23 protein-coding genes are annotated in these 22,744 nt (G+C 62.7%); 11 read left to right on the top strand and 12 right to left on the bottom strand.

Features of this window, described 5'->3' with window-relative positions:
• Positions 1–12 precede the first annotated feature (12 nt).
• From ACIPOO_RS14145 to ACIPOO_RS14160, 4 genes are all read right to left on the bottom strand, one after another.
• The gene (locus tag ACIPOO_RS14145) at positions 13–1,032 is read right to left on the bottom strand and encodes a putative 2-aminoethylphosphonate ABC transporter substrate-binding protein (protein ID WP_400607837.1); all 1,020 of its coding nucleotides are present in this window, start codon (positions 1,030–1,032) and stop codon (positions 13–15) included.
• A 69-nt stretch (positions 1,033–1,101) separates the two neighbouring features.
• Entirely contained in the window at positions 1,102–2,811 is a 1,710-nt protein-coding gene (locus ACIPOO_RS14150) for a putative 2-aminoethylphosphonate ABC transporter permease subunit (RefSeq protein ID WP_400607840.1), read from the bottom strand.
• Complete coding sequence (locus ACIPOO_RS14155; protein WP_400607842.1) at positions 2,811–3,851, bottom strand: putative 2-aminoethylphosphonate ABC transporter ATP-binding protein; 1,041 nt, start codon at positions 3,849–3,851, stop codon at positions 2,811–2,813. The genes ACIPOO_RS14150 and ACIPOO_RS14155 overlap by 1 nt, the downstream gene beginning before the upstream one ends.
• A 123-nt stretch (positions 3,852–3,974) precedes the next feature.
• Complete coding sequence (locus tag ACIPOO_RS14160) at positions 3,975–4,832, bottom strand: LysR family transcriptional regulator (RefSeq protein WP_400607845.1); 858 nt, start codon at positions 4,830–4,832, stop codon at positions 3,975–3,977.
• 186 nt (positions 4,833–5,018) lie between these two features.
• On the opposite strand from ACIPOO_RS14160, the gene ACIPOO_RS14165 reads away from it, so the two are divergent.
• Both ACIPOO_RS14165 and ACIPOO_RS14170 read left to right on the top strand, forming a co-directional pair.
• The gene (locus ACIPOO_RS14165) at positions 5,019–5,978 is read left to right on the top strand and encodes a threo-3-hydroxy-L-aspartate ammonia-lyase (RefSeq protein WP_400608568.1); all 960 of its coding nucleotides are present in this window, start codon (positions 5,019–5,021) and stop codon (positions 5,976–5,978) included.
• A 23-nt stretch (positions 5,979–6,001) separates the two neighbouring features.
• Entirely contained in the window at positions 6,002–6,388 is a 387-nt protein-coding gene (locus ACIPOO_RS14170) for a RidA family protein (RefSeq protein ID WP_400607847.1), read from the top strand.
• 13 nt (positions 6,389–6,401) lie between these two features.
• On the opposite strand, the gene ACIPOO_RS14175 is transcribed toward ACIPOO_RS14170, so the two are convergent.
• The gene (locus tag ACIPOO_RS14175; protein WP_400607849.1) at positions 6,402–7,028 is read right to left on the bottom strand and encodes a transcriptional regulator; all 627 of its coding nucleotides are present in this window, start codon (positions 7,026–7,028) and stop codon (positions 6,402–6,404) included.
• A 160-nt stretch (positions 7,029–7,188) separates the two neighbouring features.
• On the opposite strand from ACIPOO_RS14175, the gene ACIPOO_RS14180 reads away from it, so the two are divergent.
• A complete protein-coding gene (locus tag ACIPOO_RS14180) occupies positions 7,189–8,412 on the top strand; it encodes an MFS transporter (RefSeq protein WP_400607851.1) in 1,224 nt (407 codons plus the stop codon).
• A gap of 63 nt (positions 8,413–8,475) precedes the next feature.
• Here ACIPOO_RS14180 and cobF read toward each other — a convergent pair whose 3' ends face one another.
• Both cobF and ACIPOO_RS14190 read right to left on the bottom strand, forming a co-directional pair.
• Positions 8,476–9,234, bottom strand: a complete 759-nt coding sequence (cobF, locus tag ACIPOO_RS14185; RefSeq protein ID WP_400607853.1) for a precorrin-6A synthase (deacetylating) — start codon at positions 9,232–9,234, stop codon at positions 8,476–8,478.
• Positions 9,235–9,244: 10 nt separating this feature from the next.
• The gene (locus ACIPOO_RS14190; RefSeq protein ID WP_400607855.1) at positions 9,245–10,120 is read right to left on the bottom strand and encodes an AraC family transcriptional regulator; all 876 of its coding nucleotides are present in this window, start codon (positions 10,118–10,120) and stop codon (positions 9,245–9,247) included.
• Positions 10,121–10,227: 107 nt separating this feature from the next.
• Here ACIPOO_RS14190 and ACIPOO_RS14195 point away from each other — a divergent pair, with 107 nt between their 5' ends.
• A complete protein-coding gene (locus ACIPOO_RS14195) occupies positions 10,228–10,761 on the top strand; it encodes a carboxymuconolactone decarboxylase family protein (protein WP_400607858.1) in 534 nt (177 codons plus the stop codon).
• Between the two features lie 61 nt (positions 10,762–10,822).
• On the opposite strand, the gene ACIPOO_RS14200 is transcribed toward ACIPOO_RS14195, so the two are convergent.
• On the bottom strand, positions 10,823–12,739 hold the full coding sequence (locus ACIPOO_RS14200; protein WP_400607861.1) for a sigma-54-dependent Fis family transcriptional regulator: 1,917 nt from the start codon (positions 12,737–12,739) through the stop codon (positions 10,823–10,825).
• Positions 12,740–13,019: 280 nt separating this feature from the next.
• On the opposite strand from ACIPOO_RS14200, the gene ACIPOO_RS14205 reads away from it, so the two are divergent.
• The gene (locus tag ACIPOO_RS14205; protein ID WP_400607864.1) at positions 13,020–14,843 is read left to right on the top strand and encodes an NAD(P)/FAD-dependent oxidoreductase; all 1,824 of its coding nucleotides are present in this window, start codon (positions 13,020–13,022) and stop codon (positions 14,841–14,843) included.
• 41 nt (positions 14,844–14,884) lie between these two features.
• Here ACIPOO_RS14205 and ACIPOO_RS14210 read toward each other — a convergent pair whose 3' ends face one another.
• Complete coding sequence (locus ACIPOO_RS14210) at positions 14,885–15,505, bottom strand: LysE family translocator (protein WP_400607867.1); 621 nt, start codon at positions 15,503–15,505, stop codon at positions 14,885–14,887.
• A gap of 111 nt (positions 15,506–15,616) precedes the next feature.
• On the opposite strand from ACIPOO_RS14210, the gene ACIPOO_RS14215 reads away from it, so the two are divergent.
• Positions 15,617–15,778 carry a DUF2986 domain-containing protein gene (locus tag ACIPOO_RS14215; RefSeq protein WP_274130385.1) on the top strand — a complete coding sequence of 54 codons (162 nt, stop codon included), beginning with the start codon at positions 15,617–15,619 and terminating at the stop codon, positions 15,776–15,778.
• A gap of 270 nt (positions 15,779–16,048) precedes the next feature.
• Here the strand turns inward: ACIPOO_RS14215 and ACIPOO_RS14220 are convergent, their stop codons facing one another.
• Positions 16,049–16,132 carry a DUF6021 family protein gene (locus tag ACIPOO_RS14220; protein ID WP_400608569.1) on the bottom strand — a complete coding sequence of 28 codons (84 nt, stop codon included), beginning with the start codon at positions 16,130–16,132 and terminating at the stop codon, positions 16,049–16,051.
• Between the two features lie 487 nt (positions 16,133–16,619).
• On the opposite strand from ACIPOO_RS14220, the gene ACIPOO_RS14225 reads away from it, so the two are divergent.
• Together ACIPOO_RS14225 and ACIPOO_RS14230 are read left to right on the top strand one after the other, a co-directional pair.
• The gene (locus ACIPOO_RS14225) at positions 16,620–17,303 is read left to right on the top strand and encodes a nitroreductase (RefSeq protein WP_400607870.1); all 684 of its coding nucleotides are present in this window, start codon (positions 16,620–16,622) and stop codon (positions 17,301–17,303) included.
• Between the two features lie 67 nt (positions 17,304–17,370).
• Positions 17,371–17,952 (top strand): NADPH-dependent FMN reductase, encoded by a 582-nt coding sequence (locus tag ACIPOO_RS14230; RefSeq protein ID WP_400607873.1) that lies wholly within the window; start codon positions 17,371–17,373, stop codon positions 17,950–17,952.
• 113 nt (positions 17,953–18,065) lie between these two features.
• Here the strand turns inward: ACIPOO_RS14230 and ACIPOO_RS14235 are convergent, their stop codons facing one another.
• Positions 18,066–19,055, bottom strand: a complete 990-nt coding sequence (locus ACIPOO_RS14235; protein WP_400607875.1) for a LysR substrate-binding domain-containing protein — start codon at positions 19,053–19,055, stop codon at positions 18,066–18,068.
• A gap of 201 nt (positions 19,056–19,256) precedes the next feature.
• Between ACIPOO_RS14235 and ACIPOO_RS14240 the strand changes: the two genes are divergently transcribed.
• Genes ACIPOO_RS14240 through ACIPOO_RS14250 form a run of 3 tightly spaced genes read left to right on the top strand, consistent with a single transcriptional unit; the run spans position 19,257 to position 21,204 of the window.
• A complete protein-coding gene (locus ACIPOO_RS14240) occupies positions 19,257–19,787 on the top strand; it encodes a DUF4863 family protein (protein ID WP_400607878.1) in 531 nt (176 codons plus the stop codon).
• On the top strand, positions 19,765–20,253 hold the full coding sequence (locus ACIPOO_RS14245; protein WP_400607881.1) for a chorismate--pyruvate lyase family protein: 489 nt from the start codon (positions 19,765–19,767) through the stop codon (positions 20,251–20,253). The genes ACIPOO_RS14240 and ACIPOO_RS14245 overlap by 23 nt, the downstream gene beginning before the upstream one ends.
• A 48-nt stretch (positions 20,254–20,301) precedes the next feature.
• On the top strand, positions 20,302–21,204 hold the full coding sequence (locus tag ACIPOO_RS14250) for a transporter (protein ID WP_400607883.1): 903 nt from the start codon (positions 20,302–20,304) through the stop codon (positions 21,202–21,204).
• A 116-nt stretch (positions 21,205–21,320) separates the two neighbouring features.
• Here the strand turns inward: ACIPOO_RS14250 and ACIPOO_RS14255 are convergent, their stop codons facing one another.
• Positions 21,321–22,652, bottom strand: a complete 1,332-nt coding sequence (locus ACIPOO_RS14255; protein WP_400607885.1) for an MFS transporter — start codon at positions 22,650–22,652, stop codon at positions 21,321–21,323.
• Positions 22,653–22,744 lie beyond the last annotated feature (92 nt).

Here is a 22,744-nt window from a genome sequence, read left to right on the forward strand (position 1 = left end):
GACGCCCGTTGATCACTTGCTCACAGGCTCGGATTTGCCGTCATAGCGCTTGCGCCATTCGGCAAGGATGCGGTCGCGGTTCTCCGAGGCCCAGTTGAAGTCGTTCTTGATCAGGCGCTGTTCGTAGTCGGCCGGCAGTTCCTGGAATGGCTCGGCTAGGCCAGGCTGGGCCAGCACCGCGAAGTTGGCCTTGTAGAGGTTCATGGCCTCGCGGCTGGCGGAGAAGTCTGCAAGCTTGCGCGCGGCATCCAGATGGGCAGTCCCTTTGATGATGCCAGTGGCCTCGATCTCCCAGCCCAGGCCTTCCTTGGGCAGCACGATGTCCAGTGGCGCGCCCTTGCGCTTGAGTTGCACGGCCGGGTATTCGAAGGAAATACCGATCGGGAACTCACCCGCCGCCGCCTGCTTGCAGGGCTTGGAGCCGGAGTGGGTGTACTGGCCGATGTTCTGGTGCAGCTTGTCCATGTAGGCCCAGCCGCCGTCTTCGCCAAAGGTCTGCAGCCAGGCGCTGACGTCCAGGTAGCCGGTCCCGGAGGACGCCGGGTTAGGCATGATGATCTTGCCCTTGTAGACCGGATCGGCCAGGTCTTCCCACTTGGTTGGCTTGGGCAGGCCCTGCTTTTGCGCCTCGACGGTGTTGAAGCAGATGCTCGCAGCCCAGACGTCCATGCCGACCCAGGACGGCGGGTTGGCGCTGTCGCGGTAGTTGGCCCTGATCTGATCCAGGTTCTTGGGCGCATAAGCGTCGAGCATGCCCTGCTTGTCCAGGATCGCCAGACTGGATGCCGCCAAGCCCCAGACCACGTCGGCCTGAGGACGGTCTTTCTCGGCCATCAGCTTGGCCGTGACGATGCCGGTGGAGTCGCGCACCCACTTGATACGGATGTCGGGGTTCTGCTTCTCGAACGCCTCCTGATAAGGCTTGAGCTGCTCGACTTCCAGCGCGGTGTAGACGGTCAGTTCAGTGGCTGCCTGGGCTTGCAGGGTCATGGCGGCGAGCAGGCTGGTAAGCACGACAACGGGTTTGAACATGGGAGAGCTCCTGTGGGGAAATGGGCTTGATTGAGAGGACGATCAGAGATTTCGTGCCGGGTTACCGCATCAATGACCGGGCGCCACGCGCCAGGCCTGGGAACGCTTGAGCAAGCCGCGCGAAACCTGAGCGAGCAGCACCGAGACGCCGGCGGATGTGAGCAGAATCAGGGTGGACATGGCGGCGGCACCGCCGACGTTGCCGGCGTCGTCCATGTTCAGCACGGCAACCGACGCCAGCACCGTGTCCGGGCTGTAGAGGAAGATCACCGCCGACACCGTGGTCATGGCCGACACGAACAGGTAGCGGATGATGTCCAGCAGTGCGGGCAGGCAAATGGGCAAGGTCACACGCAGGAAGTGGCGGTACATCGGCACCTTGAGCGACAGCGCTGCCGCCTCGAACTCGCCGTCGAGTTGGCGCAGCGCAGTGGCGGTGGTCATTTGCGCGGTGGTCAGCAGGTGCGCCACGGTGCAGATCACCAGCAGCGTCATGCTTCCGTACAGCGCGTGCAGCGGATTGGCCGGCAGGTTGAAAAAGAACACGTAGCCCAGACCCAGCACCAGCCCTGGCACCGCCATGGGGATGAAGCAGAGCAGGCGCAATACCTGGGTCAGGCGAGTCTGGCGGGTCTTCTCCAGCAGGTAGCTGCCGGTGAAGATCAGCGCACCGCCGAACAGCGCGCAGGCACCGGCCAGCAGCAGGCTGTTGCGGTAGGCGAGCCAGCCGCCAGGCAACTCGGAAAACCCGTAGTTGTTCAGCGACAGGGACAGGTCGTACGGCCAGAACTTGACCAGCGACGAATACACCGCCATGCCAAACACTCCGAGCAACGCCGCACTGACCAGTGCGACCAGCAGCAGGAAGCCTGCGTCGCGACGGCGGTGAGGCTTGGGATGATAGATCTGCGCACGCCCACTCATCGCATCGCGCTGGCGACGGCGCAACCACAAGTCCACCGCGAAACTGAGCAGTGCCGGCAGCAGCAGGAACATGCCGATCAGCGCGCCGCGGCCGAACTGTTGCTGGCCGAGCACTGCCTTGTAGGCTTCCAGGGCCAACACCTGATAGTCGCCACCGACCACCACTGGCACGCCGAAATCGGTCACGCACAGGGTGAACACCAGGCAGCCGGCGGCAAACACGCCCTGGCGGCTGCTCGGCCAGGTGATGCTGCGAAAGGCTCGCCACGAAGAAGCACCCATGCTCGACGCCGCATCGAACAGCCTTGCGTCGGCCAGTGCCAGCGCGCTGAGCAACACCATCAAGGCATGGGGAAAGGTGTAGATCGCCTGGCCCAGCACGATGCCCCAGAAACCATAGATGTTGTCCGCGACCCAGCCCCGCAGCAGCCCCTGGTTGCCGAACAGGTAGATCAGCGCGATCCCCGGCAACATCGACGGCGCCAGCAGCGGCAGCAACGAGATGCCACGCCACACGCCCTTGCCCGGGATACAGGTGCGCTGCAGGGCGTAGGCGAAACCGTAGGCCAATGGCACGACGATCAGCACCACGGTCATGGCGCTGGTCAGGCTATTGCCCAGCAGCCAGCGAAAGTTGGCACCGCCGAACAGCTCCGCCGCCGCAGCCAGTCCCCCACCTTGCTGCGCATCACCGGCAAGCCCGCGCCAGATCATGGCCAGCAGCGGCAGGACCACGGCCAGCACCAGCAAAACCAGCATCAGCCATTGGCCGCCCTGGATGAACAAGCGGTCGGTCAGGTCTTCGGATCGGCGAGTGTTTGCCGCCTGCGCCGAGAGGGTGCTTACCTGTTCCATCAGACGAACACCTGCAGGCTGTGGGGTGGCATGGCGACCCGAATCCGGTTGCCCTGCAACAGCGGCATGGCTTCCGGCGCCATCTCGGCCAGCAGCGCGTGGCCCGGCAAGTCATCGAGTTCAAAGCTCACCCGGCAGCGATTGCCGAGAAAGGTCATATCGTGCATGCGCGCCGCAAACTGGTTTTCCTGTTGCGCCTGGGGGTTGATCATCACCGCCTCGGGGCGGCAGAACAGACGGCCCTGGGCATTGCCGCCGGCCTGGGCCAGGCGCAGGCTGATCTGCCCCACGCGGGCCTGGCTGCCCTCGCGATGGCACGGCAGCCAGTTGCCCTGGCCCACGAACTCGGCGACGAAGGGGGTCGCGGGTTTGTCGTAGATCTGCTGCGGCGTCGCGTACTGCTCCACCCGCCCGTGATTCATGACCGCAATGCGGTCAGCCATCAACATGGCTTCATCCTGGTTGTGGGTCACCATCAGGGTGGTGATCCCGAGCTGGCGCTGCAAGGCGCGCAGCTCGGTGCACAGATGCTCACGTACCCGCGCATCGAGGGCCGACATCGGCTCGTCGAGCAACAGCAGTGACGGGCTGGGCGCCAGGGCACGCGCCAGAGCGACGCGCTGCTGCTGGCCGCCGGAAAGCTGCGCCGGGTATTTGTGGGTGCTTGAACCGAGACCGACCAGTTCGAGCATTTCGGCAACCCGCGCACGAATGGCCTCGCGCCCCTGCCCCGCCAGACCGTAGGCGATGTTCTGGCCGACGGTCAGGTTGGGAAACAGCGCGTAGGACTGGAACAGGATGCCGTAGTCCCGGGCCTGTGGCGGCAAGGTCGAGACATCACGCCCGGAAAAGTGAATGCGTCCCTGATCCTGATGCTCCAGGCCCGCGATGCAGCGCAGCAAGGTTGTCTTGCCGCAGCCCGACGGGCCCAGCAGGCAGACCAGTTCCCCCGCCGCGATATCCAGCGACACGCCGTCCAGCGCCTTGAACGTGCCGAAGCCTTTATGAATGTCGCGCAATTGCAGATCGACAGTGGCCATGGGGGTAACCTCGCTTGATAGAAAACGAGGGTTATCCTGAGCGCCGCTTGCGAAGGCTTCGTGGCAAAAAGGCAAAAGCTGCCGATAGTGGTATCAGCATTTTTGTGATGTGAAACGGCGGGTCTAGCAGGTTTCCCGGGCAATGCTCAGGAACGCCGCTGGCAGGCGTGCCTGGCGACGCTCGCGCAGACAGTAGAGGTATTCGGGGATCATCGGCGCATCGTCCAGGGTCACCACGCGCAGATCCGGGTTGTCCGGCACCTCATGGCGACCAATCACGCTGATGCCGATGTTGCGCAGCACCGCTTCACGGATCGACTCGCGGCTGCCAATCTCCAGCATTGGCCCAGGCGCCACACCTGCTGCGCGCAGCATCTGCTCGGTGAGCATCCGCGTCGTGGAGCCGGTCTCGCGCATCAGCAGGCAATGCCCGGCCAGGGCCGCAGGGGACAGCCGCGTATGAACCGCCAACGGGTGGCTGCGATGCACCGCCAGCACCAGAGGATCGTGGCCAAGCACCAACTGGGTGAATCGCCCGTCGTCCTCCAGTTGCGAAGACGCGGCCAGATCCACCCGGTACTCCTCCAGCGCCTCGACCACTTGCTGCGAGTTGCCGATTTCCAGGGTCACCTGGATCTGCGGGAAGCGCTCTCGAAAACGCCGGACCAGATCCAGCACGTAATACGGCGCCGTCGCCGCGATCCTCAGGCAGCCCTGCATCTGCCCGCTGTTACGCAGGAAGAACTCGATGTCGGCCTCCTGCTGCAGCAGTTTCTGCACCATCGGCAGCAGGCGGGCGCCTTCCTCGCTGACCGTCAGGCGACGACCGCCGCGATAAAAAAGCTCAACACCGTATTGCGCTTCGAGGTTGCGAATCTGTGTGGTGACGGTGGGCTGGCTCAGCCCGAGCTTCTTCGCCGCCTGGGTGATGCTGCCCAGGCGAGCAACCATGTGGAAGGATTTCAACTCGGCGGATAGCATCAGGTATGCGGCTCTTGGGAGGTGCCCCGTACAGGCGGGCTGGGACGTTGATCGAGGCTCAATGATACCCCGGAAAAGCCCGGGCGGATCACAGTTGTCGCCCGCTAATTTACACAACGTCTAAATATGGATAATGTGTCTTGCAACGCCATTCACTCTGCACCTGAGGAGATCGCTGTGGACTCACTGTCTCTACCCACTTTCAAAGACGTACAGGACGCGGCCGCGCGCATCGAAGGTCATGCGCACCAGACCCCGGTCCTGACCTCACGCACCATTGACGAGGAAATCGGCGCGCAGCTGTTCTTCAAGTGTGAAAACCTGCAGCGCACCGGCTCGTTCAAGTTTCGCGGAGCGTTCAACACCCTGTCCCGGTTCGATGAACAGCAACGCAAGGGCGGCGTGGTGGCCTTCTCTTCGGGCAACCACGCCCAGGGCATCGCACTGGCGGCAGCGCTGCTGAAGATGCCCGCCACCATCGTCATGCCCAACGACGCACCGGCGGCCAAAGTGGCGGCGACCCAGGGCTACGGCGCGACGGTGGTGTTCTACGACCGCTACACCCAGGATCGCGAAGCCATCGGCCGGGCCCTGGCGCTGGAACACGGGATGACCATGATTCCCCCGTACGATCACCCCGATGTGCTGGCAGGACAAGGCACAGCCGCCAAGGAGTTGCTGGAAAGCACCGGCCCGCTGGACGCATTGTTCGTCGGGCTCGGCGGCGGTGGCATGCTCTCAGGAACGACGCTGTCGACCCGTGCCCTGGCCCCGGATTGCCTGCTGTATGGCGTTGAGCCAGAAGCTGGCGATGACGGGTTGCAATCGCTGCGCAAGGGCGAGATCGTCCACATCGATACCCCAGCGACCCTGGCTGATGGCGCGCAGACCCAGCACCTGGGGCGCTATACCTTCCCGATCATTCAGGCCGGGGTGACCGACATCGTCACGGTGTCCGACGCTGAACTGGTGGCCGCCATGAAGTTCTTCGCCCAGCGCATGAAGATAGTGGTCGAGCCCACCGGCTGCCTGGGGCTGGCAGCGGTGCGCAAGATGAAAGAGCAACTGCGGGGCAAGCGCGTGGGCGTGATCATCACCGGCGGCAACGTCGACATCGAACGCTACGCGGCGTTGCTCACCTCATGAATGCCGGGGCCAGGAAAGACACCATGCACATCGTGACCACCGAGCGCGCCTCGCCACCCGCCGGGCATTACTCGCAGGCAGTCATCCATCAAGGTTCGCTGCACATTTCAGGTCAACTGCCGGTCAGCCCCGACGGGCGCCATCACCTTAACGCGCCGTTCACCGAGCAGGTGGGGCTGGTGCTCGATAATCTGCTGGCCATTCTGGAGGCGGCCGGCTGTTCGGTGGAGGATTTGGTCAAGGTCACGGTGTATGTGGCGGGCGTGGAACATTGGCCGGAGTTCGACCGGGTCTATGCCCAGCGCCTGGGCAACCATCGCCCGGCCCGGGTGGTGGTGCCGGTGCCGGAATTGCACCATGGCTATCTGGTGGAAATCGAAGCGCTGGCACAGGTCAGCGCCCTGCCCTGAGCCAACCTGAACCTTACCGGGCGTCGTTGTAGACCGTCGCCCGGGAAACCCCCAGGTACGCAGCCACGGTTTCCATCGAGCGGCGGATGTCCAGCAGCCCGGCCTCGCGCAATTCCTGCATCAGCACACGCCGGTCCGCCGCCTTGAGCGCTCGCGGCGTGGTGGCCAGGCGTGCGGAAAACTGGTCGATGCGGCCACGAATCAGCTCTGCGCTGCCCACCTCCAGCGTTTCTTCGGGACGGTCTTCGCCAAAGGCACTGAACTGGTCAAGCATGCCCTGCAGCCCCCGGAAAACCGAGAGATCGACGTTCATGCACAGCGCCGCAACGTACTTGCCAGTGGAATCCTTGATGCCAATCGAAGTGCTTTTCACCTGTCGGCCATCGCTGAAACGATTCGGGTAATTGGCGATGACCTGTGGATAGGCCGGGTCGGCAATCCGCGCCAGGCCCAGTTCCGTGGCGGGGTCGCCTTCGCTGCGCCCGGAGAGGTTGTTGTGAATCGCCAGGATCGCATGTTGAGGATCGCGCAGATCGTGCAGCACCACTTCGCAGAACGGGCTGAAGGTCTCGCTCAGGCCCTTGGCGATGTGGCCGAGCTGTTCGATGAGGGCGTGTTGTTCGAGGGTGTGTTTTTTCATCTGGACAAGATATCCAGAAGCTGGAAATAACGTCAATCGCCTTTCATGACACACACGCCATCGCGCCAAGTATTGATACCATGCGCGCCGTGCGAAGGTGGCGGTTGCTCGAGCGGGACCTGCCAATGGAACAGGCCACAACAACAAGAGTAAGTGATTGGTGCGCGAAGGGATCAACCCCATCTCCATGTCGGCGTTTCAGTGGGCGATCGTCAGCCTCTGCATGCTGTTCAACGTCATCAACGGGCTGGACGTCATGGCGATGGCGTTCACGGCCAACAGCGTCTCGGCGCAATGGGGGCTCAGCGGCTCGCAGCTTGGGGTGCTGCTCAGTGCAAGCCTGGTGGGCATGGCCTGCGGGTCGATGTTCGCTGCCCCTGCCGCCGACCGTCATGGGCGCCGGCCGATGTTGCTGGCGGGCCTGCTGCTCAGCGGGCTGTGCATGCTGTTGTCGTTCTGGAGCGAGAACCTGTACTCGTTGATGCTGCTGCGTGGCCTGACGGGGCTTGGCGTCGGGGCGGTCGTGGTGGGGGCCAACGTGCTGGCCCATGAACATGCAAGCCCCGAGCGACGCAGCCTTGCCGTGGCCTTGCAGTCGGTGGGATTCGGGCTGGGCGCAAGCGTGGGCGGCATGCTGGCTCACACGCTCAATGACACTGAAGGCTGGCGCTATGTGTTTCTGGCGGGTGGCTGCATTACTTTGGGCGGCTGGCTGGCCGGGGTGTTGTGGTTGCGTGAGTCCGAGGCGTTTCTTGCGCTCGGCACCCGCCGTCAGCGCGGCTCAGGGCCTGTTTCGGTGTCGATGAACTACCGGCAACTGTTCGCCCCGGGCCAGTGGCAACTGACGGTGCCCTTGGCGACGGCGCTGTTTCTGATCATGTTCAGTTTCTACTTCGTGACCAGCTGGACGCCGACGCTGCTGATTCAGAGCGGTTTCTCCGAAAAGGATGGAGCGGCAGGCGGCATGTTGCTCAGTAGTGGCGGCATGTTGGGTGCGCTGGCGATGGGTTTTGCCGGCAACCGGATCGGTGTTGGCAGGCTGTTGTTGGGGTTTGTGTTGCTGGATGCGATCTTGATGGGCTTGATCGTGCCCGCCACCCGCCTGGGCTGGCTCGGGGGCGCGGTGGGCTTTTGCAGCGGGATGTTGCTGTATGGCGCGATTGCCGGGCTGTTCACCCTGGCGCCACGGGCGTTTTCCACCGCCATCCGCACCCGCGGCGTGGGTCTGGTGCTGGCGGCAGGGCGCCTGGGTTCAATCGTCTCCCCCGCTGCAGCCGGCTTGCTGATCGACGCCCAGTGGACGGCCCAAGGCCTGTTTACCTTCTACGCCATCAGCCAGCTACTGGCGGCGCTGCTGATCTGGCGACTGTGCAAACGCGCCTGACCCAACCGCAATAGTGCCCTCAAGCCCGTCCCCGCGGGCAAGCCGGACTGCTACGGGGGTTGCCTAATCCCTTCGCTTGAGCAAATAGGTATCCATGATCCAGCCATGCCGCTGCCGAGCCGCGCTGCGCTCGCGCTGAATCTCGTCGGCGACGTCCTTCAACCTGCCGGCAATCAGGATCTCATCCGGCGTCCCCAGGTACGCCCCCCAATAGATGTCCAGGTCCTGATCCACCAGGGTCTGCCAACTGTTCTCGGCGTCCAGCATCACCACCACACTCTCGGCATCTCCGGTCAGGCCCTTGGCCACACGCCGCCCGGTGGTGATCTCGACCGATTGCCCGATGCTGTTGAGCGGTACGCGGTGCCGGGCCGTGAGCGCCTGAACGCTGGTGATGCCGGGGATGACCTCGTAGGCAAGGTCGTGCCGGCCTTGCTCGATGATCGCATCCACAATGCGGATGGTGCTGTCGTACAGCGACGGGTCGCCCCACACCAGAAAGGCCCCACACTCCCCAACGGCCAGTTCTTCGGCAATCAGACGCTCGAAGGTCTGCTGCTTTTGCGCGTTCAGATCATCAACCGCCCGCAGGTAATCCGCAGCCTCGCGCCGCCGCTCGGGATTCAGCGCCTCGACGATCCGATAATTGCCGTGCTCGATGTAGCGCTCGCAGATGTCCCTGCGCAGGTCGTTAAGCTTGACCTTGTCCGAGCCCTTGTCCATCAGGAAAACCACATCGGCCCGGTTGAGCGCCTTGACCGCTTGAATCGTGATGTATTCAGGATTCCCTGCACCGATGCCGATGATCAGCAGTTGTTTCATCGCAACCTCCTCAGACGTCGGCCTCTTGCGCCGCCTTGGCCAGCCACTCCCGTGGCGACATCCCCACCTTGGCCGCGAATGCCCGCGACAGCGCCGAGGGGTTGGCGTAGCCCAGCTCCTCAGCCAGCAACTTGATCGGCTGCCCGGCGCGCAGTCGCCCCTGGGCCAATGCCATGCGCCAGTCACCCAGATAATCCGCAGGTGTCTGCCCGACCACCTCGCGAAAGCGATTGGCGAAGGCCGTGCGCGACATCCCCGCACAGCCGGCCATGCGCTCCAGCGACCAGTTCTCCCCCGGTGCGTCATGCATGGCCACAAGGGCGCGGGCCAGGCGCGGGTCCGACAGCCCGGTGATGAAGCCCGGTTGCACCCCGGCTTCCTGCGGGTGGTCGAGCAACCAGCGCATCAACTGGATCACCACCACCTCGAAGATGCGGTCCACCAGCAGTCGCTGGCCGCAGCGCAGTTGATCAGTCTCTGAGAACAACAACTCAAGGGCCATCTCCAGCCCCGGTACCCGGGCCAGGGGTATCGCCACCAGCGCTGGCAACGCCCGGGCCAGGGGATTGTAGGCGCCGCCATCGAAGCTCAGCCGCGCGCAGGTGAAGTCCGAACCCTCTTGCGGCGGATTGTGAAAGCGATGGGTCAAGGGCCGTGGGTACAGCAGCAGCGTCGGCTCATCGAATCGCAGCAAGCCCAGCCCGCGACGGTCGCCCGGGTGGCTCACCTGCAACTCGCCACGGCGCAGGACATGCAGGTAGCCATACCCTTCACTCGCGGCAAAGGTGGTGACTCCGCACAGGGCACCCGAATGATAGAGCTGAGCCTGAACCCGAAAGCGTTCGAGGATGCCTGAAAGTCGATCCAGTGGGGGCAGTGTCTGCATTTGTACTAATGGGTATGTTTGGTGAATGTATTGATCCCAATCATACAGCAACTTTTCCTAGACTGGCCACGCTGTATCACACAGCACCCACTTCTCAGGAGATCGATATGTCCCGTGTAAACCTTCAGACCCAAAACGCCCCTGCCGCCAGCCAGCCGATCCTGGCCCAGATCCACCAGGCATTCGGCGCTACGCCGAACATGTTCAAGGCCGTGTCCAACTCTCCGGTGGCCCTGCAGAGCATGTGGGCTGCTTTCGGCGCACTGGGCAAAGGCACGCTGGGCGCCAAGCTCGGCGAGCAGATCGCCGTGGCCATCGCCAATCGCAACCGCTGCGAATACTGCCTGGCGGCCCACACCGTGCTCGGTCAGAAAGCCGGTGCGACGTCCGCTGAAATGTCGGCTGCGCAGATCGGCAAGGCTAACGATGCCAAGACTGCTGCCGCTCTGACCTTCGCCCTGAAAGTGGTCGAACAGCGCGCACAGATTACCGATCAGGACGTCACCGGCCTGCGCGACGCCGGCTTCAGCGATGAGCAGGTTGTGGAGATCATGGCGCATATCGCGCTGAACCTGTTCACCAACTACATCAACGTCGCCCTGGATATCCCTGTGGACTTCCCCAAGGTCGCCCTGAGCTGACGCGACCGGGCCCCGCCGATGTCTGGCGGGGCTCATCCGGCTGGCAGAACAGGCCGTGAGGCTATTGGCCGTGGGCCGATCCCTGCCGGGCAATGCCGTGCTGCTTGAGTTTGCGATACAAGGTATTGCGGCTGATTCCCAGACGCTCGGCCACCCGGCCGATGTGCCAGTGCTCCTCGTCGATCAGCGTCAACAGGGTCTGTCGCTCTGAAGTGCCGAGCGGATCCTCCCCCAATGTACGCGGCGTAGTTGCTCCCGGCAGCAGTTCGACGACGTCTTCGAGACTGACGCGCCCTTCCCATGCCAGTGCCACGAGAGTGCGCAGACAAGTGCGCAGTTGGCGCACGTTGCCAGGCCAGGGTTGCGCCAATAAATGCTCGCGCACGCCCGGCTCCAGGGTGATCGCGCTGCCCGCCGCCTCTTCACGCAGCAACAGATCGAGCAGGCTGCCTTTGTCCGAGCGTTCACGCAGGGGCGGCAGTTGCACGGTGAACCCGTCCAGCCGGTAAAACAGGTCTTCACGAAAACGCCCTTCGGCCACGCTGGCTTGCAGGTCCTGATGGCTGGCGCTGATCAGCCGCACATCCACCGCACGGGCCGTTGCGCTGCCCAGGGGCACCACCTGACGCTCTTCCAGCACCCGCAACAAACGGGTTTGCAGGGCCAGCGGCATGTCGCCGATTTCGTCGAGAAACAGGATGCCGCCATGGGCCTGCTCAAGCTTGCCGACCATGCCCTCCTTGCGCGCCCCGGTGAAACTGCCGCCGCGATAGCCGAACAGCTCGCTCTCGATCAGTGTCTCGGGAATGGCCGCGCAATTGATCGCTACAAACGGCTGACGCGCCCGGGAGCTGGCGCGGTGCAGCGCTGCGGCGAACGCCTCCTTGCCGGTGCCGGTTTCGCCATGCAGGAACACCGGCACGTCCCGCTCCAGCACCCGCAATGCGCGGGACAGACCGCGCTGCAGACGCGGGTCTTCGAGGCACACTCGGGTGTCGAGGATTTTTGGCAACTCGGCCGCAGGTCTCGTGGGGGTGCGAACCGGCTCGCGCAACTGGCCGTAGAACAGGCGCCCGTCAGCCAGGCGCAGCGGCCAGCACAGGCCAGGTTGCGGGCTCGCGTGGGCGAGCAACTGCTCAAGGGGCGATTCGAGCAACAGCGTCAGGGGCTGTCCAACCAGCTGCTCACGGGCCAGCCCCAACAAATCCAGCGCCGCCTGATTGACCGAACAGATCCGCGCAGTGTCGTCAAAACTCAACAAGCCCTCCCCCAACAACCCGACGAACCGCGCCTCGGGGTGAAACCGCAACAGATAGCGATGGGGCTCGTGACCGAGGAAAAAACAGTTTTCGATCAGCTTGGCGGAAAGATTGGTCAAGGCCATGGCCTGGAAGCGCTGGTGCAGGCTGTGCTCTTCACGGGCGCTGGACAGGTTGAGCACCGCCAGCAGTTCGCCGCGCGCGTCGAAGATGGGGCTTGCCGAGCAGGTCAGGCCCGCGTGACGGCCACGGAAATGTTCATCCCGGCGGATCGTCACATGCTGACGTTCCACCAGGCAGGTGCCCACGCCATTGGTGCCTTCGATGTCCTCGCTCCACATCGCGCCCATCCACAGCCCGGCGCGCTGGAAATCCACTCGCTCGGCCTCGTTGAACACACTGTCGATCACCACGCCCTGGGCGTCGGTGAGCAGCACCACATGGCCGTCGCCACCCAGCTGCTGATGCAGGCTGCTCATCTGCCAGCGAGCCACGGCAATGATGTGTTCCAGCGGCGCACGGTGATCCTGCAAGCGCGGGTGTTCGACCACATTGGGCGCACGCTGGCTGGCCGGATCGAGCTGGTGCTGGTCCAGGCATCGGCGCCATGAGCGGGTGATGGCGGCGTCGGCCATCGGACCATGGCCCTGCGTCTGGGCCGAGCCATGCACCGCTTGCAGCACCTGCTGGGCATGGGCGCTGATCAAGGCAGATGTCATTGTTCTTGTTCTCCGCTGCGATTGCGACACAACTTGAATGGGCAGCTTAGAACAAATGCCGTGGCATGGGCGCATTACCGGTCGGTTATCGTCACCAGCGCTGCCGGGGTGACACTTTGTCTTGCGCCATTCCCGAATTCGTGACATTCACGCCGGCGGCATCCCCGCCGTCGTCTGGCAGATCGGCTCGCACGCCCTCTACAAAGCGCCTTTCAGCGAGATGGCCCGGCCCTTGCTGACAGCCCTGTCGCCACAAAAACAAAAAACAGGGAGAAGCCCCATGAATGTCGCGATCGAAACCCCGCTACAGAACCCCACTGCCCAGCTCACCGACTGGCTCGAACGCCTGGAGCAATCGCTCGGCCAGGGCGATCTGGATGCCACCCTCGGCCTGTTCAGTGAAGAGTGCTACTGGCGAGACCTGCTGCTGTTCAGTTGGAACCTCGTCACTCTGGAAGGCAAGCCCGCCATCCGGGACATGCTCGAAACCCGCCTTGAACAGACTCGCCCGCAGGGCTGGAAAGTCGAAGGCGACGCCACGCTGGACAACGGCGTGCTCGAAGGCTGGATCAGCCTGGAAACCGACACCGCTCGCGGCAAGGGCTACGTGCGCCTCAAGGACGGCCTGTGCTGGACGCTGTTGACCACCATGCGTGAACTCAAGGGGTTCGAGGAACCCAACGGCCGCCGCCGCCCGCTTGGGGCCACCCACGGCCATGGCCACCCTGACAAACGCAACTGGGCCGAACGCCGCCGCGATGAAGAAGCCTCGCTGGGCATCACCACCCAGCCCTATTGCCTGATCGTCGGCGGCGGCCAAGGCGGCTTGGGCCTGGCGGCACGGCTCAAGCGCATGGGCGTGCCTACCCTGATCATCGACAAGGCCGAGCGCCCCGGCGATCAATGGCGCGGCCGCTACAAGTCGCTGTGCCTGCACGACCCGGTCTGGTACGACCACATGCCTTACCTGCCCTTCCCCGATCACTGGCCGGTGTTCACGCCCAAGGACCAGATCGGCGACTGGCTGGAGATGTACAGCAAAGTCATGGAGCTCAACTACTGGACCCGCACCGAGTGCATCAGCGCCAGCTTCGACGAGCAAAGCGGCACCTGGACCGTGGAAGTCCAGCGCAACGGCGAGCGCCTGACCCTGCACCCGACCCAGTTGATCCTTGCCACCGGCATGTCCGGCGTTGCCAACGTGCCGAGCTATCCGGGCGCCGAAAGTTTCAAGGGCCAGCAGCATCACTCCAGCCGCCACCCCGGTGGCGATGCCTGGCGCGGCAAGCGCGCGGTGGTCATCGGCGCCAACAACTCGGCCCACGACATCTGCGCGGACCTGGTAGAGAACGGCGCAGAGGTGACCATGGTCCAGCGCTCCTCGACCCACATCGTGCGCTCCGACAGCCTGATGGACCTGGTGTTCGGCGGGCTGTACTCCGAAGACGCCGTGGAAAGCGGGCTGACCACCGACAAGGCCGATATGCTGTTTGCCTCGATTCCGTACAAGGTCATGCCCAGCTTCCACCAGCCGGTCTTCGACGCCATCAAGGAGCGTGACAAGGACTTCTACGAGGGCCTGAGCAAGGCCGGTTTCATGCTCGATTTCGGCGATGACGAATCGGGGCTGTTCATGAAGTACGTGCGGCGCGGCTCGGGCTATTACATCGACGTCGGCGCCTCGCAACTGATCGCCGACGGCACCATCAAGCTCAAGAGCGCGCCGGGGCTTGGCGTGGAGCGCATCGAAGCCGACGCCGTGGTGCTCAACGATGGCACCCGCCTGCCGGCTGACCTGATCGTCTATGCCACCGGCTACGGCTCGATGAATGGCTGGGCGGCGAAGCTGATCTCCCAGGAAGTCGCCGACAAGGTGGGCCGCTGCTGGGGGCTGGGTTCGGGCACCACCAAGGACCCAGGACCGTACGTGGGTGAGCTGCGCAACATGTGGAAGCCCACGCAACAGCAGAATCTGTGGTTCCACGGCGGCAACCTGCACCAGTCACGGCATTACTCGCTGTACCTGGCGCTGCAACTCAAGGCACGCTTCGAAGGGCTGCCGACCCCGGTGTTCGGGCTGGCCGAAACCCATCACCTGGGCTGACGAAACGGTTGCCCGGCTCCGGCCGGGCAATCGCCCTGCATTCAGCGCTTGCTGAACGCCAGACGCGCCGCGAACAGCACGAAGATCATGCCCGTGGCGCGGTCCATCCAGGTAATGACCTGCGGACTGCGCAGTACACCGGCAAGAGGCTGCGTGGCGGCGATCAGCGCCAGCGACCAGAGCAACCCAAGCACCACATGAATGCTCACCAGACCGAAGGTCCAGGCCACCAGCGGCTGACCCTGCGGAATGAATTGAGGCAGAAAGGACACGTAGAAAATCCCGATCTTGGGATTGAGCAGATTGCCCAGCATCCCTTTCATGAACCAGTTTGCGTCCGGCTTTGCGGCAGTCGCCTCGGCAGCCAGCGAACGACGGGGGCGCCACAGCATGTTCAGCCCCAGCCAGGCGAGATAGCCCGCGCCGCAGAATTTCAGCACATTGAAGGCAAGCTCGGACACCGCGATCAACGCACCCAGTCCGAAAGCGACCGCCGCCCCCCACAACAGGCACCCGGCATTGATACCCAGTGCCGCCCGAAAAGCCTGAACCCTGCCCTCCACCGTCGCGGTGCGCAACACCAGCGCGGTGTCCAGGCCAGGGGTGAGGGTCAACACGGTGGCGGCCAGGGTAAAGGCCAGGATGTTGTCGGCGATGGACATGGTGCGGGGTCTCGGCGGGATGAGCCCGAACGTTAACACGAGTGGTGTTCACCCGGCCTTCCCAGTATTCTGGCAGGCCCGCACACGCACCATTGCCTCGAATCGAAAACCATGAACCGTCAGAAGAAAATCAAGCAACTGCTCAAGGCCCACGCCAAAAAGGCCAGCGCCAAGCTCGCGCCCAAACGCAAATCGACCTACATCAGCAAGGCCGACCGCTTGAAGCTGGCGGCTGAAGCAGCGCCTGAGGCTGTAACTCCGTCCGAGGAATGACCGCGCGGACCTGGCGGACCACCACGCTCGCATAGCAGTCCGGCTTGCCGGCGTCGGCGGCCTCAGGATCGCTCCCGCGGGCAAGCCCGGCTGCTACGGGGTAGGGGTGTTCGCGGAATCTGGGCATGGCTGCCGTTCCGTAGCAGCACGGCTTGCCGGCGGGGGCGGATTCAAGATCGCCATCGCCGGCAAGCCGGACTGCTACGGGGATATCGCGCGATTTTGCGCACACCTCGGACGTGGCGCAATAATCCCTAACCCACTCCCACATCAAGGATCGTTGCTGGTACGCGCCGGATGCGGCGGGTCGATCTGCGGATCGGCAAGATCCGGTGAGTCAGGGTCAAACCCCAGCTCATCATCGACACCCTCCTTGGCCCCCGTGCCGGCGCCACCATTGTCGCGCCCGGTTTGCGCATCCTGATCGGACCCAGGATTGCCCGGCGGAGGATTCCAGTCTTCAGGCCGCTCGCCGCTGCCCTGTTTGGGTTCGCTACTGGCCTGCTCAAGGCCCGATTCCTGGCCGGTATCGAATGATTTCTCGTCTGGGCCAGGGTACGCGGCATCTGGCCCGTTATGGTCGATAGACATGGCAACTCTCCCATCAGTGACGCAGAACACCCGCGCCTATCATTCAGAGGAAATGCCCGAAGGGTAAGTGCACTTGATTCGACGGACGGGGCCTCAAGGCTCGATCAGTGACACACCGCGATGAAAAACCCTGGAAACCCAACTGCACGCCGTACACTTTCAGGCTGCATAGACTTCACTGCTGTTCCCCCGGACGCTGTGCAACACTCGCCTGACTAATTACAAGACAGTACGTGTGGTGGGGTCTGCTATGAATTCGCGTGTGCTTGAATTTGATTCACTGGTCACCTCACGTCGGGCAGTTCGTGCATTTTTGCCAACGCCTGTGCCCAAGACCCTGATCAGCGAGATCCTCGACATCGCGCGCCTTGCACCGAGCAATTCCAATATTCAGCCCTGGAATGTCCATGTACTGACCGGGGAGCCGAAGCAGGCGCTGAGCGCTTTGCTGATGGCCGCACACAACGACCCCCATTCGGAACAGCTGACCCATTTTCCAAGTGATCTTGGGCAACGATACCGCCAGCGTCAGGAGCTGTTCGGAGCGCTGTTCTATGGATTGCACCAGGTCGACAAATGCGATACTGGCGCAAGAGCACGAGTCAGCGGATTGAACTTCGAATTCTTCGGCGCACCGGTGGGACTGATCTTCACCATCGATTCGAACCTGAAAAAATACAGCTGGGTCGACTACGGCATTTTCCTCCAGACCCTGATGCTCAGCGCTCAGGCCCGGGGCCTTGCGACCTGCCCTCAAGTCTCCTTCGCTCGCTTTCAAAACCTGATCGGCGACTTCCTGCATCTGGACGACGGGCAGGAGATCGTCTGTGGCATGTCGCTGGGCTATGCCGACGACAACGCGCTGCTCAACTCGCTGCGCATGCCCCGCGCACCGACCGAAGAGCTGGCGCGATTCATCGGCTTCGATCAGTAATCACGGGAACACTTCACCGTCCCCGTCTTCTGCGTTTCTTCAACCGCAACATGAGGTGTACATCAAGATGGCAGTCAGAATCCTGGCCATGTGTGGCAGTGCGCGTGTAGGTTCCGTGAATCAGAAACTCCTGAATGTCGCCGTGCAAGGCGCATTGGCAGCGGGAGCGCAAGTCACTGTGGTTTCGCTGAGGGATTGCCCGTTGCCGTTCTACGACAGCGACCTTGAGAAGGAACTGGGCGTTCCCGAGCATGCCAGGCGCCTGCAAGCGTTGTTCAGCGAACACGATGCGCTGCTGGTCGCGTCACCTGACTACAACGGTGGCTATCCTGCGCTGTTGAAGAACACCATCGACTGGATGAGCCGTCCGATTGCGCAAGTGCGCTCGGGCATGGCGCTGTTCGCCAATACGCCGGCGGCGGTGATCTCCGCATCCCCGGGGCCCATGGGCGGCATCCGCTCGATGTTGGCGATGCGCGGCGTGCTGGAGAAACTTGGCGCATTGGTCATTCCTCAGAGCTTTACCTTGGGCCAGGCCTATCAGGCGTTCGGCGACAACAACCAGTTGATCAACGAAGTTGTTGCCGGCGAAGTCAAAGCCGTGGGTGAGGCACTGGTCAAGTGCTGCCGCGCTGTGCGCCAGGGCTGATTCAACACTCGGTCCACGGGTAGCAGCACGGCTTGCCGGCGAGGCGATGTGTCTATGACGAAGATATCGCCTGGCACACCGCCCTGCTGGCAACCCGAGCTGCTCCGGGGAAATCAGCCGTCCTGATTGACGATTACATTGGCCGCCGCGCTGATCTGGCCATGCAGCCAGCGATGGGCCGGGTCGTTGTCGTTGCTGCTGTGCCAGACCATGTCCACCTGTTGCCGCGCCACGGGGTAAGGCAGTGGCTTGACAACGAATCCCAGGGTTCGGGCGAAGGTTCGGGCCAGTGGCAGCGGCATGATTGCCACAAGCTCACTGTCTTCGAGCAGCATCGGAAGCGCCAGGAAATGAGGCAGCACGATCTGTCTGCGTACCGATAACCCGGCCTGCGCCAGGGCCTGTTCCAGCGCATTGCGATCATACATCTGAGCCTGCCGGGCGAGCCCTCGCTCCAGAATGTAGCCACTGAGCGCGCCCTCGCCATCCCCGCCCAGCGACACCACCGCCAGCGGGTACCTGACCAGGTCCTGCAGCGTCACTGCGCCCGTGCCAAGGGGGTGCTGACGGCTGCACAACAGCACCTCCTCCTGCGACAGCAACGGTATCGTGCGCAGCCGGTCAGGCACGCTGCGATACGCGCCAATGGCCACGTCGATGCACCCCAGATCGATCTGCTCGGCCAGGTCCAGGCGGGTCGATGGGGTGATGATGAGATCGATATCCGGCGCGGCCTGGGCCAGTTGCCGGTTGAGTTGCGGCAGCAAGGTCGCGCAGATGTAGTCGTTGGCAGCCAGGGTGAATGAACGGCTGACGCTATGGGGTTCGAACGCCGAGGCGGCCTGCGCCAGGGCGTTGCTCATGCTGTTGAGCGCGTCACGCAACGGGCCGCTGATTTCGATGGCGAAACTGGTGGGCGTCATGCCCTTTGCCGTGCGCACGAAAATCTCCTGACCCAGGCCTTCACGCAGCCGTGACAAGGCGTGGCTGACCGCTGACTGACTCAGATGCAGACGCTGGCTGGCACGCAGCACACTGCGTTCCTGCATGACTGCGTCGAACACTCTTATCAAGTTCAGATCCAGCTTGTCGAAAGCAATCATCAGGTATCAGTCACATTAAGTTGCGGTCGGTACGAACAATTGTGCCGTGAATTGGAATCCAAGGTTCAATCGATTGCAAGCTGATATTCAAAGGCCCAGGCCATATGAACAGCGTGCAATACGACTCTGCAGAATGATCGTTTTTTGCCTGCTCGCAACTATGGGAAATTATTGATTAATTAAACCCGTGAGGATTGGCAGATGGAAAAGCGCGATCAACTGATTGAGCTGTGCATCGAGTTTCTGGCAACGATAAAAGACAAGACCGCAAGCGACGATATCGAAAAATGGCTCAACCGTCATTACGGCCCGGACAGCGAGACCTATCGACGCATCGCGGACCTGGTCATCGAAGGCGTCGCCGAGGGCTGGGCGGCCAATATCGAAATCGCAGGCCCCCATTATCGCCGCAGTCGACTCTGTGAACCTTGTGCTGAAACCTTCTATTTCAGCATCACGGCCGTGTATATGGACAGCAAAGGCTTCGAATTGGACAACACCCAGCGCACCTTCCGTGGCGACTACCACAGCCACCCCTATGGCGAGCTGAACATGGTCATTCCCCTGGACAAGGACGCGGTGCTGGCCGGGCCGCTGGGCTGGCAAGGCGCTGGCTGGACGGCACCTTCGCCTGGCAGCCACCACTACCCCGAGGTCAAGAACGGCGCCTTGATCGCCTTCTTCTTCCTGCCTGCAGGTCGCATTTCCTATGACATCCAGGCGCAAGGCTGAGCCCGTCCCGGGGCTGGACGCGATCTGCGCCGACTGGTTGCTGGACCGAGGATCGCTGACCCGCCGGCTGGTTGAAATCGCCGGCCCGTCCTTCGCCGTCGTCACCTTGCGCGAAGAGCCCGGGACATTGTCGGCAGACGAATGCCAGCGGCTGGGCCAGCCACGGGGTGCAGCAGGCTGGATCCGCGAGGTTCACCTGACGGGTTTGGGCCAGCCTCTGATCTTCGCCCGCTCGGTGATGGTTGCGGCCAACGGCAGCGATGACACAGCGGCCCCGTTACAACGGGGCAGTGTCCCACTGGGGCAATTGCTGTTCGGCGATACGCCCTGGTCACGCAGCGAAATACACCTGTGCCGCGCGCCTGAAAACCATTGGCAACGACACTCCATATTCAGCCGCAAACACCAACAGATCCTGGTTCAGGAAGTTTTCCTGCCCGCACTATGGGAGGTGCTCAACCGATAAACAACTTCGTTGCACTGCCAACTTCAATAACAACAATAAGGTACTTTCATGCACACTTCCCAATGCGCGTGCGGGCTAAGCCTGCGCGCCGGCTTTACCCTTTCTCTGGCTCTGGGCGCTGTGTGCGCCAATAACGCCTACGCCGTCGATGCATCCCCTGGTGCCTATATCCCGATCCCTGTCGGAAGTAATCTGGCCTTGCTCTATCTGGGCGGTGGCAAGGCCGGCGAGTTTCAACCGGACCACGGCCACGCGGTCAGCAAGGGCACGGAGTTGAAAACCCGCATGGGCCTGGTCAGGCTGTTTCATATGTTCGAGGTCGCACAACACCGCGTACAGCTTCAGTTCGGCTTGCCCTTCGGCAGCCAGGACCTGACCTTCAACGGCAGGAAAATCGGGCATGAGAGTGGATTGTCCGACCCTTACATCGCGGCAACCTTCTGGCCGATCGACGACCCCGAGCACAAGCGCTACCTGTCCTTTACCGGCTACATGCTGTTTCCCACAGGCGCCTATGACAGCAAGCAGTCATTGAACATGGGCAACAACCGTTACGCTCACGCCGTCGTGGCGGCTTACTCCCAGGCCAGGGGTCCATGGCGGCTGGAGCTCAACCAGGATGTGACCTGGTACGGCGACAATAACCAGTCCGGCGCCGACAATCGCCGTCTCAAGCAGGACCCGACGTTCAACTTCCAGCCGTGGGTGAGCTACAGCTTCGACAACAAAGTCACCACATCGCTGGGGATTGCACGCACCTGGGGTGGAGAGTCGACGCTTGACGGCGAACCCACCGGCCGACGCACCGACTATCTGCGCGCCCGTGCGGGAATCGGCTATTGGTTGCGCAAGAATATTCATCTTTACAGCGAGATCAACCGTGATCTGGAAGTGCGTGGTGGTTACAAGTTCGACTACACCGGTTTCGTGCGCTTAGGCGTGCTTTTTTAAGTGGTGGTGGCGCCCGGCAAGGGCGCCGCCACCCACCATCCGCTCATACGTATCAGCGTCCAGACCATAAAAAAGCCGCCAGATTCATCTGACGGCTCTCTCGAATCAACCCTCTTTCAAGCATTCAAGTCGTGCAGCTGAACCAGCCCCGGCCCCCGGTCACGGCGCTCGATGACCGCCGCCACCGCCAGGAACCCAATCAACCCCGGCACCGCACACAACACGAAATTGAGCTGCAGCGACAGGTTCATGCTCAGCATCAACCCACCCAGCGCAGGTCCCGCAATCCCGCCCAGGCGCCCCATCGCCGAGCACCAGCTGATGCCGGTTGCCCGAATATCGGTGGGGTATTGCTGCGCCGCAAATCCGTGAATCACCGCCAGGCTGCCAAGCGTTGCCGCGCCTGCAATCAGCAGCACGACATAGAGCATCACTGGGCCCGGTTTGAGCCCCAGTACGCCTAGAGAAATGACTGACAGCAGCAACAGAATCAACAGCGTCGGCTTGGCTCCCCAACGGTCGGCCAGCCAGCCTCCGCCCAGCGCCCCCACTGTCGCACCCAGGTTCATGGTGACGAGAAATTTCAGCCCGGACACCAAAGGGTATCCGCCCGCGACCATGATCTTCGGCAACCAGGTATTGAGGCCATAGACCATCAGCAGGCACATGGCGAAGCCGATCCACAGCGCCAACGTACGCAGCCCGCGGCCCTCGGTGAACAAACCGGAGACAGTGCCACCCACCTGCGGGGCATCCACGACCGGCCAGCGCACACTCGCTACGTCCAGGGACGGCTTGATCCGACGCAACAGCGCAATCGCCGAAGCCTTGTCGCGCCTGACCAGATAAGGCAGCGATTCGGGCAAGTAACGGTACATCCAGGGCAACGTCAGCAGCGGCAGGCCAGCGATGATGAAGGTCGAACGCCATCCGAACCGAGCCAGCACCAGCAGCGCCACCAACGCCGACAGCAGCGCGCCCAAGGAATAGCAGCCCAGCATGATGGTGGTCATTATGTTGCGTCGGGCCCTGGGCGCCATGTCGTTGATGAGTGCGACGATATTGGGGATGGTTCCACCCAGTCCGATGCCGGTCACGAACCGCAGCACCGCGAAGCTCCAGGCATCCCACGCGAAGGCGTTGGCAAGCGCTGTCAGGCTGCCCAGGCCAATCGCGACCAGAATGACCTTGCGCCGCCCGAAGCGGTCAGCCAGCGGACCGAGGGTCAACGCACCGAACATCATTCCGAACAGTGCGGCACTTCCCATCCAGCCCGCCTGCACGGCGGGTAGCGACCATTGTTCCATCAGGTGAGGCACGACCGATCCGTAAATGACCAGGTCATAGCCGTCAAACAGCATGATGAAAGAACACCAGAACAGCAGACCGTAATGGAACCGGTTCACTGGCGCGGTTGCAGCGACTTCAAGTGCGTCGTGTTGAACCATGGAAAAATCTCTTATTGTTGTAGGAACACAGCCAAAACCCGGCAGTGCCGCGCGAACTCGCATCTGCACTGGTAGGCAATCAGGAAGTTGCG

Source organism: Pseudomonas sp. NPDC090201, assembly GCF_044746825.1.
GTDB classification, from domain to species: Bacteria; Pseudomonadota; Gammaproteobacteria; order Pseudomonadales; family Pseudomonadaceae; genus Aquipseudomonas; species Aquipseudomonas putida_AD.

What these genes read in the sequence shown, in the direction of transcription:
- ACIPOO_RS14145 (WP_400607837.1), bottom strand. Translation starts at nt 1,032, where the DNA reads ATGTTCAAACCCGTTGTCGTGCTTACCAGCCTGCTCGCCGCCATGACC.
- ACIPOO_RS14150 (WP_400607840.1), bottom strand. Translation starts at nt 2,811, where the DNA reads ATGGAACAGGTAAGCACCCTCTCGGCGCAGGCGGCAAACACTCGCCGA.
- ACIPOO_RS14155 (WP_400607842.1), bottom strand. Translation starts at nt 3,851, where the DNA reads ATGGCCACTGTCGATCTGCAATTGCGCGACATTCATAAAGGCTTCGGC.
- ACIPOO_RS14160 (WP_400607845.1), bottom strand. Translation starts at nt 4,832, where the DNA reads ATGCTATCCGCCGAGTTGAAATCCTTCCACATGGTTGCTCGCCTGGGC.
- ACIPOO_RS14170 (WP_400607847.1), top strand. Translation starts at nt 6,002, where the DNA reads ATGCACATCGTGACCACCGAGCGCGCCTCGCCACCCGCCGGGCATTAC.
- ACIPOO_RS14175 (WP_400607849.1), bottom strand. Translation starts at nt 7,028, where the DNA reads ATGAAAAAACACACCCTCGAACAACACGCCCTCATCGAACAGCTCGGC.
- cobF (WP_400607853.1), bottom strand. Translation starts at nt 9,234, where the DNA reads ATGAAACAACTGCTGATCATCGGCATCGGTGCAGGGAATCCTGAATAC.
- ACIPOO_RS14190 (WP_400607855.1), bottom strand. Translation starts at nt 10,120, where the DNA reads ATGCAGACACTGCCCCCACTGGATCGACTTTCAGGCATCCTCGAACGC.
- ACIPOO_RS14195 (WP_400607858.1), top strand. Translation starts at nt 10,228, where the DNA reads ATGTCCCGTGTAAACCTTCAGACCCAAAACGCCCCTGCCGCCAGCCAG.
- ACIPOO_RS14200 (WP_400607861.1), bottom strand. Translation starts at nt 12,739, where the DNA reads ATGACATCTGCCTTGATCAGCGCCCATGCCCAGCAGGTGCTGCAAGCG.
- ACIPOO_RS14205 (WP_400607864.1), top strand. Translation starts at nt 13,020, where the DNA reads ATGAATGTCGCGATCGAAACCCCGCTACAGAACCCCACTGCCCAGCTC.
- ACIPOO_RS14210 (WP_400607867.1), bottom strand. Translation starts at nt 15,505, where the DNA reads ATGTCCATCGCCGACAACATCCTGGCCTTTACCCTGGCCGCCACCGTG.
- ACIPOO_RS14215 (WP_274130385.1), top strand. Translation starts at nt 15,617, where the DNA reads ATGAACCGTCAGAAGAAAATCAAGCAACTGCTCAAGGCCCACGCCAAA.
- ACIPOO_RS14225 (WP_400607870.1), top strand. Translation starts at nt 16,620, where the DNA reads ATGAATTCGCGTGTGCTTGAATTTGATTCACTGGTCACCTCACGTCGG.
- ACIPOO_RS14230 (WP_400607873.1), top strand. Translation starts at nt 17,371, where the DNA reads ATGGCAGTCAGAATCCTGGCCATGTGTGGCAGTGCGCGTGTAGGTTCC.
- ACIPOO_RS14235 (WP_400607875.1), bottom strand. Translation starts at nt 19,055, where the DNA reads ATGATTGCTTTCGACAAGCTGGATCTGAACTTGATAAGAGTGTTCGAC.
- ACIPOO_RS14240 (WP_400607878.1), top strand. Translation starts at nt 19,257, where the DNA reads ATGGAAAAGCGCGATCAACTGATTGAGCTGTGCATCGAGTTTCTGGCA.
- ACIPOO_RS14245 (WP_400607881.1), top strand. Translation starts at nt 19,765, where the DNA reads ATGACATCCAGGCGCAAGGCTGAGCCCGTCCCGGGGCTGGACGCGATC.
- ACIPOO_RS14250 (WP_400607883.1), top strand. Translation starts at nt 20,302, where the DNA reads ATGCACACTTCCCAATGCGCGTGCGGGCTAAGCCTGCGCGCCGGCTTT.
- ACIPOO_RS14255 (WP_400607885.1), bottom strand. Translation starts at nt 22,652, where the DNA reads ATGGTTCAACACGACGCACTTGAAGTCGCTGCAACCGCGCCAGTGAAC.